Annotated in this window: 16 protein-coding genes, 1 tRNA gene and 1 riboswitch; of the genes, 6 read left to right on the forward strand and 11 right to left on the reverse strand. The window is 65.4% G+C overall.

Annotated elements, in window-relative coordinates; genetic code table 11:
* Positions 1 to 45: 45 nt before the first annotated feature.
* The 4 genes from M9921_01130 to M9921_01145 form a co-directional block, all read right to left on the reverse strand.
* A complete protein-coding gene (locus tag M9921_01130; GenBank protein MCO5295438.1) occupies positions 46 to 513 on the reverse strand; it encodes a redoxin family protein in 468 nt (155 codons plus the stop codon).
* The gene (locus M9921_01135) at positions 510 to 788 is read right to left on the reverse strand and encodes a hypothetical protein (protein MCO5295439.1); all 279 of its coding nucleotides are present in this window, start codon (positions 786 to 788) and stop codon (positions 510 to 512) included. The genes M9921_01130 and M9921_01135 overlap by 4 nt, the downstream gene beginning before the upstream one ends.
* Positions 785 to 1,054: a hypothetical protein gene (locus M9921_01140; protein MCO5295440.1), complete on the reverse strand. Its 270-nt coding sequence runs from the start codon at positions 1,052 to 1,054 to the stop codon at positions 785 to 787. The genes M9921_01135 and M9921_01140 overlap by 4 nt, the downstream gene beginning before the upstream one ends.
* A gap of 90 nt (positions 1,055 to 1,144) precedes the next feature.
* On the reverse strand, positions 1,145 to 1,732 hold the full coding sequence (locus tag M9921_01145) for a hypothetical protein (GenBank protein MCO5295441.1): 588 nt from the start codon (positions 1,730 to 1,732) through the stop codon (positions 1,145 to 1,147).
* A 303-nt stretch (positions 1,733 to 2,035) separates the two neighbouring features.
* Positions 2,036 to 2,174, reverse strand: a riboswitch (cyclic di-AMP (ydaO/yuaA leader).
* A 120-nt stretch (positions 2,175 to 2,294) separates the two neighbouring features.
* Here M9921_01145 and sucD point away from each other — a divergent pair.
* From sucD to M9921_01160, 3 genes are all read left to right on the forward strand, one after another.
* A complete protein-coding gene (gene sucD / locus M9921_01150; GenBank protein MCO5295442.1) occupies positions 2,295 to 3,182 on the forward strand; it encodes a succinate--CoA ligase subunit alpha in 888 nt (295 codons plus the stop codon).
* A 5-nt stretch (positions 3,183 to 3,187) separates the two neighbouring features.
* Positions 3,188 to 4,270, forward strand: coding sequence for a cysteine desulfurase (locus M9921_01155; GenBank protein ID MCO5295443.1), 1,083 nt, complete (start codon positions 3,188 to 3,190; stop codon positions 4,268 to 4,270).
* Positions 4,271 to 4,666: 396 nt separating this feature from the next.
* Positions 4,667 to 5,731 carry a sigma-70 family RNA polymerase sigma factor gene (locus M9921_01160; GenBank protein MCO5295444.1) on the forward strand — a complete coding sequence of 355 codons (1,065 nt, stop codon included), beginning with the start codon at positions 4,667 to 4,669 and terminating at the stop codon, positions 5,729 to 5,731.
* On the opposite strand, the gene M9921_01165 is transcribed toward M9921_01160, so the two are convergent.
* The 5 genes from M9921_01165 to gcvH are packed head-to-tail and all read right to left on the reverse strand — an operon-like array spanning position 5,728 to position 10,723.
* On the reverse strand, positions 5,728 to 6,423 hold the full coding sequence (locus M9921_01165) for a hypothetical protein (GenBank protein ID MCO5295445.1): 696 nt from the start codon (positions 6,421 to 6,423) through the stop codon (positions 5,728 to 5,730). The two genes, M9921_01160 and M9921_01165, sit on opposite strands and share 4 nt — an antisense overlap.
* Complete coding sequence (locus M9921_01170) at positions 6,420 to 7,445, reverse strand: endonuclease/exonuclease/phosphatase family protein (protein ID MCO5295446.1); 1,026 nt, start codon at positions 7,443 to 7,445, stop codon at positions 6,420 to 6,422. The genes M9921_01165 and M9921_01170 overlap by 4 nt, the downstream gene beginning before the upstream one ends.
* Before the next feature lie 51 nt (positions 7,446 to 7,496).
* Positions 7,497 to 8,999 carry an aminomethyl-transferring glycine dehydrogenase subunit GcvPB gene (gene gcvPB, locus M9921_01175; GenBank protein MCO5295447.1) on the reverse strand — a complete coding sequence of 501 codons (1,503 nt, stop codon included), beginning with the start codon at positions 8,997 to 8,999 and terminating at the stop codon, positions 7,497 to 7,499.
* 4 nt (positions 9,000 to 9,003) lie between these two features.
* Entirely contained in the window at positions 9,004 to 10,338 is a 1,335-nt protein-coding gene (gene gcvPA, locus M9921_01180) for an aminomethyl-transferring glycine dehydrogenase subunit GcvPA (protein MCO5295448.1), read from the reverse strand.
* A gap of 4 nt (positions 10,339 to 10,342) precedes the next feature.
* Positions 10,343 to 10,723 carry a glycine cleavage system protein GcvH gene (gene gcvH, locus M9921_01185; protein MCO5295449.1) on the reverse strand — a complete coding sequence of 127 codons (381 nt, stop codon included), beginning with the start codon at positions 10,721 to 10,723 and terminating at the stop codon, positions 10,343 to 10,345.
* A gap of 101 nt (positions 10,724 to 10,824) precedes the next feature.
* Here gcvH and trmD point away from each other — a divergent pair, with 101 nt between their 5' ends.
* Genes trmD through lepB form a run of 3 tightly spaced genes read left to right on the forward strand, consistent with a single transcriptional unit; the run spans position 10,825 to position 12,839 of the window.
* Positions 10,825 to 11,538 carry a tRNA (guanosine(37)-N1)-methyltransferase TrmD gene (gene trmD, locus M9921_01190; GenBank protein ID MCO5295450.1) on the forward strand — a complete coding sequence of 238 codons (714 nt, stop codon included), beginning with the start codon at positions 10,825 to 10,827 and terminating at the stop codon, positions 11,536 to 11,538.
* 50 nt (positions 11,539 to 11,588) lie between these two features.
* Entirely contained in the window at positions 11,589 to 11,939 is a 351-nt protein-coding gene (rplS, locus tag M9921_01195) for a 50S ribosomal protein L19 (GenBank protein ID MCO5295451.1), read from the forward strand.
* 3 nt (positions 11,940 to 11,942) lie between these two features.
* Entirely contained in the window at positions 11,943 to 12,839 is an 897-nt protein-coding gene (lepB, locus tag M9921_01200) for a signal peptidase I (GenBank protein MCO5295452.1), read from the forward strand.
* Positions 12,840 to 12,921: 82 nt separating this feature from the next.
* Here lepB and M9921_01205 read toward each other — a convergent pair.
* Positions 12,922 to 12,994, reverse strand: a tRNA-Ile gene (locus tag M9921_01205).
* A gap of 33 nt (positions 12,995 to 13,027) precedes the next feature.
* The gene (locus tag M9921_01210; GenBank protein MCO5295453.1) at positions 13,028 to 13,732 is read right to left on the reverse strand and encodes a hypothetical protein; all 705 of its coding nucleotides are present in this window, start codon (positions 13,730 to 13,732) and stop codon (positions 13,028 to 13,030) included.
* Between the last annotated feature and the right edge of the window lie 19 nt (positions 13,733 to 13,751).

A 13,751-nucleotide genomic window follows, 5' to 3' on the forward strand; every position in this document is an offset into this window, starting at 1 on the left:
ACGGGTTGGAAACGCTGACGCCTCACGGGCGCGTCAGCGGCTGCTTCAGCCCGGTTTGAATGCGGGAACGGTCTCCTCAGCCCCGATGAGGGCCACGGCGGGTTCGCCCACCGCTTCGGCGATTCTGCGCGAGACTTTTTCGGCCAGCGCGCGGTCCCAGCCTTCGCCGGCCTCGAGGACGGAGCCCGAGGCGTCGGTGAGCACGTAGGACGGCACGACCGTGAGCCCGTAGGAGCGCGTGACGGCCAGATCCTCATCGATCACTTGGTCCATCGCAATGCCCTGCTCCAAGCAGTAGTCGGTCGTGGTTTCGCGACTGTCCTGGCTGATGCCTGCCACGGTCGCGGACGGGTAGGCGCGCGCCATCCGGTCGAAGAACGGGAGGGCGAATCGGCACGTGGGACATCCGGTGCGCCAAAAGATCACGAGAAGGGGGTGGTTCGCTCGAGCCGCCCTCGTGTCCAGCGAGCCGAGCGTGAAGTCGATGAAGGGAGATCCCTGATGGTCGGTCATGATGGGTGCAGACGCTGTTCGAGAGACTTGCCCTCGCCCAACGACTTTACCAACTCGCGCTGCGTCGATGCCAACTGATCGATCGCGAAGGCCTGGTGCGCCAGCGATTCGCGAAGCTGCCGAACCTCGTGCTCGAGGCGTTGAAGCTCGTCGCCGCCCCCGACGTTCCGGCGGGTGATTTCGGCCATCTTCTGCTGGTGCTTCGCCAAGATCGCGACGATGGGGATCATGAACAGCAGCGACCCCATCATGAAGGGAGCGAGATCTTCGATCACGGCTGCCCTCCCGAGAGCCGCTCGCCCAAATCGGTCGAGCCGCGCGATTGCACGTTGTCGAACAGAATGGCCTGCTGGTGCACCAACTCCTTCAACTCCCGGATCTCGTGGCGCAACGCCGCGATCTCGTGCGAGGCATCCGGCAACCGGGCGCTCTGATGCACGATCTCGGCCATCCGCCTTTGGTGCGCCAAGAGAATCGCAACGATCGGAATCATCAGCGCGAGGATGGGGATGAGGAGGGCAAGGGTTTGCGGGCCAAACATGACGTTCTCCCCCATTTTAGCGCGGCGCGCCGGCCAGGTGGGACCTCTGGCGGCTCTGAGCGAGGTGTCGGCTAGAGGCTTGGAGACAGCCTAGCTGGTGCCTGGGCGCCGATCCAACGGTTGCGTGGCGACCACGAGCGCGGCGCCGAACGCCTTGAAGAGGGCCTCGACGACGTGATGGTCGTTCTCGCCCGCGAGCTTCCGCACGTGGGCGCACAGCCCACCCTGCAGCACGATCCCCCGAAAGAACTCCCGGATGCTCTGCAGTCCGACGTCCGCCACGCGCTCCGTCTCGAAGGGCACGTCCCAAAAGAGCTGTCCGCGCGCACTGGTGTCCAGCGCGACCAGCACGAGGGCGTCGTCCTTCGCGACCGTCGCGCTGCCAATGCGGTTCACCGCTTCCCCGTCGGCGAGCGCTCCCTGGAGCGCCTCGCCCATCGCAATCCCCACCTCCTCGAAGGTGTGGTGCTCGTCGTCCGGCGCGCCCGTGTCCACCTGGACCCCCAAGTCGATCATCGCCTGGTAGGCCATCAGGGCCAACATGCGGTCGAAGAACGGCACGCCCGTTCCCAAATCGCGCTTCGTGCCGCCGTCGAGGTCGAGGACGACGCGGACGCGCACGTTCGCGGCTTCCCTCTCCACTTCGGCGTACCGGATTCCGGGAGCGGTCTTGCTCATGGGGTTCTTATACCTTGGGGGACGGGAATCGGGAGTCGGGAGTCGGGAATCGGGGGGACGGGAATCGGGAGTCGGGAATCGGGAGTCGGGAGTCGGGGGGCGCATGGAATCGGGGGTGGCCGGCGGGGGGCGGAAATTGGGCCCCCTCGTTTCGGAGGAGGCCCTGCTCAACAGGAGGTGCTTTCGGATGCCGACCACCGCTGCGGGGCATGCGCCCCGGGCGTCGCCGTACATCCTCGGCCACATTTGCGATGTCGCTCACGCCATCGTGGGCTGGGAGTTCCAGCCTGTTGAGAGACTCATGGCGACTCTCGCTACGTCTACGGGGTTAGCTGACGGGTTCGGGCCAAGAGTTACCCTAGCGGCCTTTCGGAAAGGCCCCATTCACCCCATGTTTCGGGTCCCCCGCTTCCCTCGAAAGGGAATTAGACGGTTGGCTTCTCAGCCAGGAGTTAGAGTACCAGCAAACAAGGATTGTTCCACGGGAAATCGCATGAAAAGTGCGAGGGGCGTCGGGAATCCCGGGAAGAAGCCCGCCCCCCTTCCCGGTATCATCGGGGCGATGTCCATTCTCGTCGACAAGAACACGCGCGTCGTCGTGGCCGGCATGACGGGCCGCGAAGGCGCCTTCCACACCGAACAGATGATCTCCTACGGCACGCAAGTCGTCGCCGGGGTGACGCCTGGCAAGGGTGGAACCGAGTTTCTTGGGCGCCCCGTGTTCGATACCGTCGAAGAGGCCGTTCGGCAGACCGGTGCCGACGCGGGCCTCATCTTTGTGCCTGCGCCGTATGCCGCGGACTCGGTCCTCGAATGCGAGGCGGCCGGCCTGCCCTTCGTCTCCTTGATCACCGAGGGGATCCCCGTCCAAGACATGCTCCGCGTCGTGAATCGCCTCAAGGCCAACGGCACGTGCCGCCTGCTTGGCGGCAACTGCGCCGGCATCATCACGCCGGGCGAGTGCAAGATGGGCATCATGCCCGGGCACATCTTCGCCCAGGGACCCGTCGGGCTCGTCAGCCGGAGCGGAACCTTGACCTACGAAATCGTGTGGGAGCTGACCCGCGCCGGTCTTGGACAGACGACCTGCGTTGGGATCGGCGGCGATCCGCTCCCCGGCCTGCGCTTCGTCGACATCCTCGAGCTGTTCGAAGCCGATCCCAAGACCGAGGCCGTCGTGATGGTCGGCGAGATCGGCGGCACCGACGAGGAAGCGGGAGCAGAGTTCATCAAGGGCATGAGCAAACCCGTCGTAGCGTTCATCAGCGGCAGGACGGCCCCTCCAGGCAAGCGCATGGGCCACGCTGGCGCGATCGTGACCGGCAACAAGGGCACCGCCGAATCCAAAGTCAACGCCCTCAACGCCGCAGGCGCGGCCGTGGCCGAGTCCACCAACGAAATCGCCCAGCTCGTCAAGGACGCCTTGGGAACGGGAGCCGCCTCGCGGTAAGAACGATGACGCCCTCGCGCGATCGCTACTTCGACCATGCGGCCACCACCCCTGTGGATCCCCGCGTGGTTCGGGAGATGCTTCCCTATCTGGGCGAGGCGTGGGGCAACCCCAGCTCGATCCACGCGTGCGGCCGCCGCGCGAAGCAGGCGGTGGAGCACGCGCGCGAACGGGTCGCCGAACTGCTCGGGGCCGAAGATCCCTCGGAGATCGTGTTCACCGCCGGTGCCTCGGAGGCCAACAACTGGGTGCTCGAGCAGTTCCCCACGGGAGCGGTCGGCCCCTTCGAGCACCCCTCGGTCGCCGCGGTGGCGCGCAAACGCGGCTTCTCGACGTTGGGCAACGACGGCTTCGCCCTGCTCCCTCCGGAGTCGCCGGTGGAGATGGTGTCGGTGATGGCCGTCCAGAACGAGGTGGGCGCGCGCTTCGATCTCGCGCCGCTCCGCAACTGGGCGCCCGTGGCGCACTCCGACGTCACCCAGGCCGTGGGCAAGGTCGAACTGGACCTCGAAGCCGTCGATTTCGCCTCGCTCTCCGCTCACAAGTTCTATGGGCCGATGGGGGTCGGCGCGCTCTACCGTCGCGGAGCCCCGGCCCTCGAACCCCTGATCTACGGCGGCGGCCAGGAGGGTGGCCAGCGGGCCGGCACGCTCAACGTCCCGGGCATCGTGGGATTGGGAGCCGCGTGCGCCCTGGCCTTGGACGAGCGCCAGCAGGACTTCGACCACGCCTCGCACCTCCGGGCGCTGCTTCTGGACGAGTTGCAGGCCCTCGACGAGTGGCGCGCCGTGGAAGCTCCGAGCCAGAGCCCCTTCGTCCTCGCCCTCCTGTTCCACGGAACCGTGGGCGAAACGCTGGTGCTCGAGCTGGATCGGCAGGGCTTCTTCGCAAGCGCCGGCTCGGCGTGCAGCTCGGGAGAACCCCACTCCTGGGCCTCGCTCCGCGCGCTGGACGTCGACGAGTCGTGGGGACGCGGCGCGCTGAGAATCAGTTTTGGCCGTGCGAACACGACCGACTCGACCCGTGACCTCGCCGCCGCCCTCAGGAGCTCGGTTTCCAGTCTGAGGAGGCTCAAACAACACGCTTAGCCGTATCAATGCGAGGAATTGCGGGCACCTTGCAACGGTTGCCTGCGTAAATGCGTCTGAACAGAGTGTTGGCACACAACATGCCGTGAAGACGTGAGTTGCCGGGATGCCGGAGGCACCATGTGGGGTCTCGCTTGACAGGAATAGGTTCGGGTGTTAGTCTAAACAGGTTTAGCAACCACTTGGTCCAGTCCTACGCTACCCCAAGAATCACGCTTCAGTCATGGGATTGGCCCGAATCGACGGCGATCAAGGCTCTTCCGAGGACCGCAACGAGGCGGGATGCCTGCGCGGTATTGGAGGACGATTTAGAGAATGGCAGGAGAAAACGGATTGGCTACGCAACCGCGTAGAGGGCGGGCGATTACGGTCAGGGCACCTGGCCGACACGCCTTCATGGATGGCGCCCCGAACCCAGCCGCCGAGGAGCAGGAGCCCGCTGAAGAGGAGCTTCTAGAATCCGAGGAGGACGAGGAAGAGGAAGAACGTCCCACATCCGACGACTCGGAAGAGCTCGAGATGTGGATGCGGCAGACGCGCCGCGCCTCCCTTCTGACCCCCGAGCAGGAAGTGCACCTCGCCATGCTCGTCCAGGCGACGGAGTTCGCCCTCAAGGGCAAGCACCCCGAGCTGATCAAGCTGCTTCGCCGAGGCGAGATGGCCAAGTTCGGGCACCCCGAGGAGATCACCCAGCCGCTGCTGAACTACCTGTACAGCGAGGGCGAAGAGGCGAAGAAGCACCTGATCGAGTCCAACCTGCGGCTGGTCGTGTCGATCGCGAAGAAGTACAACGCGCGCGGCATCCCTCTCGCGGACCTCATCCAGGAGGGCAACCTGGGCCTGATTCGGGCGGTTGAGAAGTTCGACTGGAGCAAGGGTTTCCGCTTTTCGACGTACGCGACGTGGTGGATTCGACGCGCCATCGCGCGCGCGATCATCAACCAGGGCCGGACCATCCGCATTCCCGTCTACGTCGCCGAACTGATCAACAAGGTCGTCAAGACCGCGAGCCGCCTCCAGCAGGAGCTTCAGCGCGAAGCCACCGAGGAGGAGATCTCCCGCGAGGTGGGTCTCTCCGTGGACCGCGTTCGCGAGATGATGCGCGTGGCCGTGGAACCGATTTCGCTCGAGACTCCCGTGGGAGAGAAGGACAACTCGTCCATCGGCGACTTCGTGCACTCGACGAACATGCCGAACCCGGGCGACGTGACCGTCACCCTGATTCGGCGCGAAGAGATCGACGGCATCCTGGGAAGGCTCACGTCCCGGGAGCGCGACGTCGTGCGCCTCCGCTTCGGATTGGACGACGGGCGCGCCCGAACGCTCGAAGAGGTCGGCACCGAGCTCAACGTGACGCGCGAGCGGGTTCGCCAGATCGAACTTCGCGCGATGAAGAAGCTGCGCCACATCGGCCAAGAGCTCTCGTCGCAAGGGTTCACGATCACGCCTAGCCCGAATTAGTCCTTCGTTTTTGGTCCTTGGTCCTTGGGCGCTCCCCCAAGGACCAAGGGCCAAGGACTAAGAACCAACCCCAGTTGGTCGTGGAACGATTCCCAGTCCCACACGTTGGTCGGCTGCAGCATCGCCTGACGGATCACGGTGGTGGGATCGACCAGGGCGGGGCCGCATGGGATGCTGGCTTGGAGGAGCAGCGCGCGCTTGCCGAGCAGCAGGGCGCAGCCGCACACCTTCACGCCGGTTCGCTCGTCGACGATGTCGTTGGGCGAGACGTGCGTGAAACAGTCCGCCGTGGCACCACCCTTCCCCGCGAACCGGGTCCGCTCTCCCAAAGCCGCGGCGACGCCGCAGGCGCGGAGGGCAGCAATGATCGGGGCCGCCACCCAGCGGTAGGCGACCTTCAGCTCGCGCGGACCGGCCCCAGCCAGCGCCAGCGGGGCCGCCAGGCCCACCGTGAGGTCGTGGCCGTGCAACACGGCCTTCCCACCCGTCGGCCGCATCACCCAAGGAGTGGCTTTCGGGTCCAGCAAGTCTCGCTCCGGCCGCTGAAATCGGCCGAGGCTCACCCACGGCCCGTCCCACCGGTAGACGCGGCAACCCGGCGCCCCGACACCTTCCGCCCGTTCAAAGAGCGCTCGGTCCCGATCCATGTTCGTGCGCCCATCGAGAGGACCATCCTCGACGACCTCGATCACTTCACCGTCACCGTCGCGGTCGCCATGCGATGGTCCGAGCTGTGGGACTTGTGCGAGCCCGCCGCAACCACCCCCATCCCGCGCCGCACCCAAATCTGGTCCACGCGAACGACCGGCGTGTCGTTCGTGCCGGTCGCGCCCCATCCCCTGCCCGCTTCCTCGAAGGTGTCCACGAAGCCCGCGCGAAGCAGGGCCTCGATCGTGCGGTCCGGGGGGGAGTTGAAGTCCCCGCCCACGATCAGCGGAGCGTCTGGGGGCAATCGCCTCAGATAGGACACGATCTCCGCCAACTCTTTGGTCCGCGAACGCTTGTCGCGCGCGTATGCGGCCCAGCACTCCGGATTCCAGTAGTCGAACCGCAACACGGGCGGGCTCAGACGGAGACTGACCACGTAGACGGGAGAGGGGTCCTTGGGACGGGTCCACTTCGCCGCCACGAAGTTGCTCGTCTTCGCGGGAAGCTCCAGCGCCTCGAGCTTCCCCTGGGCAAAGATCGAGGCGTCGAGGCCGGTGACCACGCCCCATCCCTCTTTGCCCCAAACCGTCTCGGCAAGCTGCCGCACCAGCGCCGGGTAGGGCGATTCCTGCAGCAGCACCAACGTGTCCGGCTGGCTGATGGCCTCGACCAGAGCCGCCCCACTCCCCGCCTCGCAGTTGAGGGACGCCACCGAGATCGCGTTCGCGGGCGTCTCGGGCGAAGGCAGAACGGACCGAAGAAGAGGTTTCGCCTCGTCCACGAACACAATCGCGAAAGCGAGCCAGACGACCAACGGGATGAACCCGTGAAGCCGAGACCTTCGGAACGCCCAGAGCGTGGTGACCAGAGCGAGCGGAAGCCAAACCCAAGCCGGCCAGACCGTCAACGCGTAAAGCCCCTCGGGTTCGAGGGCATAGACCGCGGACAACGCGCCGGCAACCAGGACCGAGAGCCACGCGGCGATCAGACCGGAACGCGACGGCGCACGGGCAGGCGTCTTCGAGGGCGTCGCCCGCTTCTTGGCCGGTTTCGCTCGCGATGCCATGGACGATTATGGTCCCTCGAGGGACCACGGACCAAGAACCAACAACGACCCTTAGACTCTGGCGACGGGCTCGCGCTGGGGGCGCCAACGGACGTCGAGGTCCTTCACGGCCTTCGTTTCGTCGAGTCGGCCCACGATCTGCGTTGTCGGTGCGTCATGAAGGAGGTCTGGGTTGTCCTGCGCTTCCCCGCAGATCGCGATCAGCGCGTCGCAGAACGCGTCCAACGTCTCCTTGCACTCCGTCTCGGTCGGCTCGATCATCAAGCACTCCGGCACAATGAGCGGGAAGTAGTTCGTGGGCGGATGGAACCCGTAGTCGATCAGCCGCTTGCTGATATCGAGCGCCCGAACTCCGTTCTCCTTCTTGTAGCGCGACGCGGTCAGCACGCACTCGTGCATGCAGTGGCGATCGTTGGCGGGCGGCAAGACCTCTTTCAAACGCGCCTGAACGTAGTTCGCGTTGAGCACGGCGTACCGGGCGATGTCGGGAAGATACTCGCGCCCCATGGCCAACAGGTAGGTGAGGGCGCGGACCGCCATCAGCGAATTGCCCCAGAACGTGGAGACGCGGCCGATGGAGAGCGGGCGGTCTTCGTCTACGACGACTTCGCGCGCGCTTCCCTTCCCTTCGGCGAACCGCAGCACCGGCGCGGGAAGGAACGGTTCCAAGTGGCTCTTCACGCCGATGGCGCCACAACCCGGACCGCCGCCGCCGTGGGGCGTCGTGAAGGTCTTGTGCAGGTTGAGGTGCATGCAATCGAAGCCCTGATCGCCGGGACGCGTGATCCCGACCATGGCGTTGAAGTTCGCACCGTCGCAAAAGACCTGGCCTCCCGCCGCGTGCACCATCTCGCACACTTTGGCGATGTTGGGCTCGAAGAGACCGAGCGTGGAGGGGTTGGTCACCATGAACGCGGCGACGGTTCCATCGAGCTGCGCGGCCAGGGAGTCGAGGTCCATATCCCCGTTCTCCGCGGTGTCCACGTGCCGCACCTCGTACCCGCAGCGAGCGGCCGAGGCGGGGTTGGTGCCGTGGGCCGAGTCGGGCACCAGCACCACGCGCCGCTGCTTCCCTTCGCCGCGGGACTCGTGGTAGGCCTTGATCAGCATCAGGCACGTCAGCTCGCCATGCGCGCCCGCGACCGGTTGCATCGTGATGGCGTGGAATCCCGTCAGCTCGCTGAGAATCTCCTCCACTTCGGCGATGACGGCGAGGAACCCCTTGGCCGTATCCGCGGGCTGGAGCGGGTGGACGTGGGTGAACCCGGCGAGCCCGGCGGTGCGCTCGTTGATCTTCGGGTTGTACTTCATCGTGCACGAGCCCAGCGGATAGAAGCCGGTCTCGATGCCGTAGTTGATCTGGCTGAGGTTGGTGAAGTGGCGAATCAGGTCCAGCTCCCCAATCTCGGGCAGATTCAGCTCGCGCCTCAACTCGCCGACCGTCGATCTTAGATCGACCTCGGGCGTGTCGGCTTTCGGCACGTTGCATCCGATGCGGCCGGGACGCGATTTCTCGAAGATCAGGGTGGGGGTGGGAACGGTTCGGGTAGGCATGGGCTTACGAAAGGGCGGTTGCGAGTTTGGCGGCGTAGTCGTCGATCTGGGCACGCGTTCGCGTTTCCGTGACGGCGACCAAGAGACAGTCGGCCAGTTCGGGGTAGTGCTGCCCCAGTGGAAGGCCGGCCAGGATGCCCTGGTCCAGCAATCGCTGCTGCACTTCCACGGGGTCCTTGGGAAGGCGAAGCGTGAACTCGCCGAACACCTTGCCGGGGAACCGAAGGCTGGCTCCCGAGTCGGTGAGTCTGGAGATGGCGTACTGCGTGTTGCGCACGGTGCTCTCGGCGACCTGGACCATGCCGTTCTTGCCGAGCGCGCTCATGTAGATCGTCGCGCTCAAGGCCATGAGGGCCTGGTTGGTGCAGATGTTGGACGTGGCCTTCTCCCGCCGGATGTCCTGCTCCCTCGTGCGGAGCGTCATCACGTAGCCGGAGTTGCCGTCGTGGTCCTCGGTGCGTCCCACAATTCGGCCCGGGAGTCGCCTCACGTGCTCCTGGCGGCAAGCGAAAAGTCCAAGTGCGGGGCCCCCGAAACCCATCGCAATGCCGAGCGGCTGCCCCTCGCCCACCACGATGTCCGCCCCGTACTCTCCGGGGGGTTTCAAGAGCGCGCAAGAGGTCGGATCCGCGATCACGACGAGCAACGCGCCGACTCCATCGGCCGCCGCGCGCGCCGCCGCCAGGTCCTCGATGCCGCCGAAGAAGTTCGGAGACTGCACCAACACGCACGCGATCTCTTGGTCGAGCTGGCTGTACTCCTTCGTGAAACCGTCCGTCGCCGGCAGTTCGACGACCTCGAGGTCCATCGACCAACAGTAGGTGTGGAGCACTTGGCGGTAGTGCGGGTGCACGGACTTGCCCACCGCGACCTTGCTCCTGCCCGTCGAGGCGCAGGCGAGCAACGCCGCTTCGGCCGCCGCGGTCGACCCGTCGTACATCGACGCGTTGGCCACGTCCATGCCGTAAAGGTCGGCGATCATCGTCTGGAACTCGTAGATCGTCTGGAGGTAGCCCTGCGATAGCTCCGGCTGGTACGGCGTGTAGGCCGTGAGGAACTCGCCGCGGGAGATCAGCGCGCCGACGCTCGCGGGGATGTACCGGTCGTAGATGCCGGCGCCCAGAAAGCACGCCAGGTCGCTGACCGAGTTCTTGTTCCGTCGGGAGAGTTCGAATAGGCGCCCGAGCAGACGATGCTCGTCCAACGACGGCGGCACGTCGAGCGGCCCCTTGATCCTCAGTTCCTGAGGGATGTCGGCGAAGAGATCTTCGATCGAGCCGACGCCGATCGTCGCCAGCATCTCCTCGCGGTCGGCTTCGGTGTGCGGAATGTAGGGCACGGAATCAGCCTCCGATTTCCTGCTTGTAGGCCTCGGCGTCGAGCAGGGATTCGGCTTGCGAGGAGTCGCTCACGCGCAACTTGACGATCCAACCGTCGCCGTACGGATCGCTGTTGAGAAGCTCGGACTGGGCGCCAAGGGCGGGATTGACCTCGACGACTTCGCCGGACAGCGGAGCGTAGGCGTCCGACACGGTCTTGACGCTCTCCACCGATCCCAGCGAGTCCCCTTTGCCGAGCACCCGGCCGGGCGTTGGCACATCCACGAAGACGATGTCTCCGAGTTCGGATTGGGCAAAGTCGGTGATGCCGATCGTGGCGATGTCGCCTTCGAGGCGAACCCATTCATGGGTCTTGGTGTACTTGAGTTCGGAAGGTACGTTCACGGATTCTCTCCGTGGTCGATTCTACCTGTGTGGGAGGGGTTCGGGAGAGCTTTCCCAGCTCGTGCGCGGGGGTCATTTTCGAGGACGGGTACCGTCACTCCATGCTTCGCGTGCAGTTCGTCACCCTCTTTCCGGACATGGTGCTCCAGGCCGTGGGCCACAGCATGCTTCGACGGGCGTCCGACGCGGGAAGGGTCTCCTTCGAAACGGCCGATCCGCGCGCGTTCACCCACGACAAGCACCGGACCGTGGACGACAAGCCCTTTGCCGGCGGCCCTGGGATGCTCCTCAAGCCGGAGCCGGTGGCGCAGGCCATCGAGTCTCTGGGCGTCGAGGGAGCCGCGGTCGTCTTCACCGAGCCGACGGGCACGCGCTTCGAACAAAGACATGCGCTTGAACTCTCGAAACTTCCGCGGGTCATGTTCGTGTGCGGACACTACGAGGGCATCGACGAACGCGTCCGAACGAGCTACGCGACCCATGCGTTCAGCCTCGGGGACTTCGTCCTCACGGGGGGCGAACTCCCCGCCCTCGTCATGGCCGACGCGATCGTGAGGCTGGTTCCGGGCGTCCTGGGTTCGGAAGAGAGCCTGGCGATCGATTCTCATGCGGACGGCCTGCTGAGCGCCCCCCAGTTCACTCGGCCGGAGGTCTGGAGGGACCTCGAGGTGCCGGGCGTGCTCCTCTCGGGCGACCATCGGGCCGTCGCGCGATGGAAGCGGCAGTGGGCCCTTCGGCTGACGCGGGACGTGCGCCCCGATCTTTTCTGCCGCGCAACGCTGGAGAAAGCGGATCTTGATCTGCTATCATCTTAGGTTCGTGCGCGACAGGCCCGTTTGGGTGTTCGCCACCAGGGACAGAAGCGATGTCGAAAGCTGCCATTCTCGAAAGTGTTGTTCAGGACTGCATGAAGGACGATTTGCCGGTTTTCAAACCCGGCGACACCGTGCGCGCCCACGTCAAAGTGCGTGAGGGCGGCAAGGAGCGGATCCAGATCTTCGAGGGCACCTGCATCGCCGTCAAGCACGGCGGGATCGCCAAGACGATCACGCTTCGCAAGGTCAGCAACAGCGTCGGCGTCGAGCGGACGTTCCCCGTCCACTCCCCGAACGTGGCCAAATTCGAGATTCTTCGCCGGGGCCGCGTGCGCCGCGCCAAGCTGTACTACCTTCGCGACAAGGTCGGCAAGGCCGCGCGCATCAAAGAGCGTCGATAAGTCGTGCTTCACCTTTGGGCCCAAGCCGAAGCGCCCGGAGGGTTTGCCGACACGATCGACAAACTCGCGCGGACTCCCATCAGTGAGATCGTCATCTTCGCGTTGGCCGCGACGGTCGCGCGCATCCTCCTGCACCTGTACATCCGCCGAGTTCCTCCCCACATGCGCAGCGGCCCCTTTGCGATCGCCAAGTTCGGCAACGAGGCGTTCGACGCGATCATCTACGCGCTGATCTTTGTCTTCCTCGTCATCCGCCCCTTCGGAGTGCAGGCGTTCCGCATCCCTTCGGGTTCGATGCTGGAAACGCTCCAGATCAACGACTTCATCGTGGCGAACAAGGCGATCTACCGCTATTCCGATCCCAAACCGGGCGACATCGTCGTCTTCAAACCGCCCACGCGCGCCCTGAGGGACCCCCACGTCGAGCAAGACTTCATCAAGCGGTGCGTCGGGGCGCCGGGCGACGTGGTCGAAGTGAAGGACGACGTGCTCTACCGGAACGGCAAGGCCGTAAACGAACCCTATGTGTCCTTCCTCAGGGAGTCCGGGGACTCGTACCGCCGGCTCTCCGATGAAGAGCGGCGAGAGCAAACCAAGATCGATTACAAGCTGGTGGAGTACCAGGGCAAGTACTGGCCGCTGTCGATCACGGGCGAGTTCGTGAACTCCGGTTTCGGGGTCCAACTGCCTCCCGAGTACATCGTGGACGACCCCCGGCTCATGAAGACCCTCCGCGACCTTCCGCCGGCGCCGATTCCAAAGGGCTTCTATCTGATGATGGGCGACAACCGCTACGGCTCGTACGACGGCCGCTTCTGGGGGCTCGTGCCTCGCGAGGACATCATCGGGCGTTCGGAGTTCATCTGGCTGCCTATCAGCCGCTGGCGCGTCACGCGCTAGGGATCGCTTCAAGGCCACGGTGGCGGCTCGGAGTTTCACGCAAGGAACGCAGGGGGCGCAAGGGGCGCAAAGGGGCCAGGGGTGGGCCTGGTGGGAATCGAACCCACGACCAAGCGGTTATGAGCCGCACGCTCTAACCTCTGAGCTACAGGCCCTGGTTCGCGGATGGTACCTGCCTCGGGTCGAGATCAGGGTCGAATCGTTCCTCTGAAGGGCAGATCCTTCCACGGCGAGGTGTCGAATCGAGAGCGCGGCCCCGGCGCCAGCAACTGAAGAGTCTCCCGCGACCTTCGTTCCGCCGCAGCGTCCCCGAAGGCCAATCCGGTCACGCGCCAGCCTTCGGGTCCCCGCCGCACCTGGATCTCCAACGCGTCCCGGTTGGGGGACTTCAGCCGAAGCGTCCGGGTCTCGCCGCCTCCGGGAAGCTCCACGATGTCCCCGTCCTTGGCGACGAGAGACGTATCCCCCTCCTTGCCGGCGATCAGGTCGAAGAACGGGGAGGCGCTGTCTCCCGCGAACAACTTGAGCACGTCGGGCTCGTGCCAACTTCCCTTGCTCTTCAAGACGTCCGCCTCCTGCAACGAGCCCAGCCGGTCCACGATGCTCCGGTTCTTGTCGCGGAGCCACAGGCCGCCATCGCCCCAAAAGTCCACCATCTCGATCCGCAAGGATCCCGATCCGTCCAGCCAGACTTCCGTGACGCGATCGGCCAGAAAGACGCCCTCGTTGGATTCGCGGGTCTCGCGGTAGATGCGGACGTGCCAGGCGCGGACGGTTCGCAGGTCGTGCAGCACCTCGAGGAGCAACGGCTCGGCCGATCGGTCGGGCTTTGCCCCCGCGGCCCAACCTGGGTGGGCCAGGATCATGACGAGGGCGGCTGCAAAGGTCTTCACCGGTGGGGTTTTACCCGCC

This window comes from Fimbriimonadaceae bacterium (assembly GCA_023957775.1).
Taxonomy (GTDB): domain Bacteria; phylum Armatimonadota; class Fimbriimonadia; order Fimbriimonadales; family Fimbriimonadaceae; genus JAMLGR01.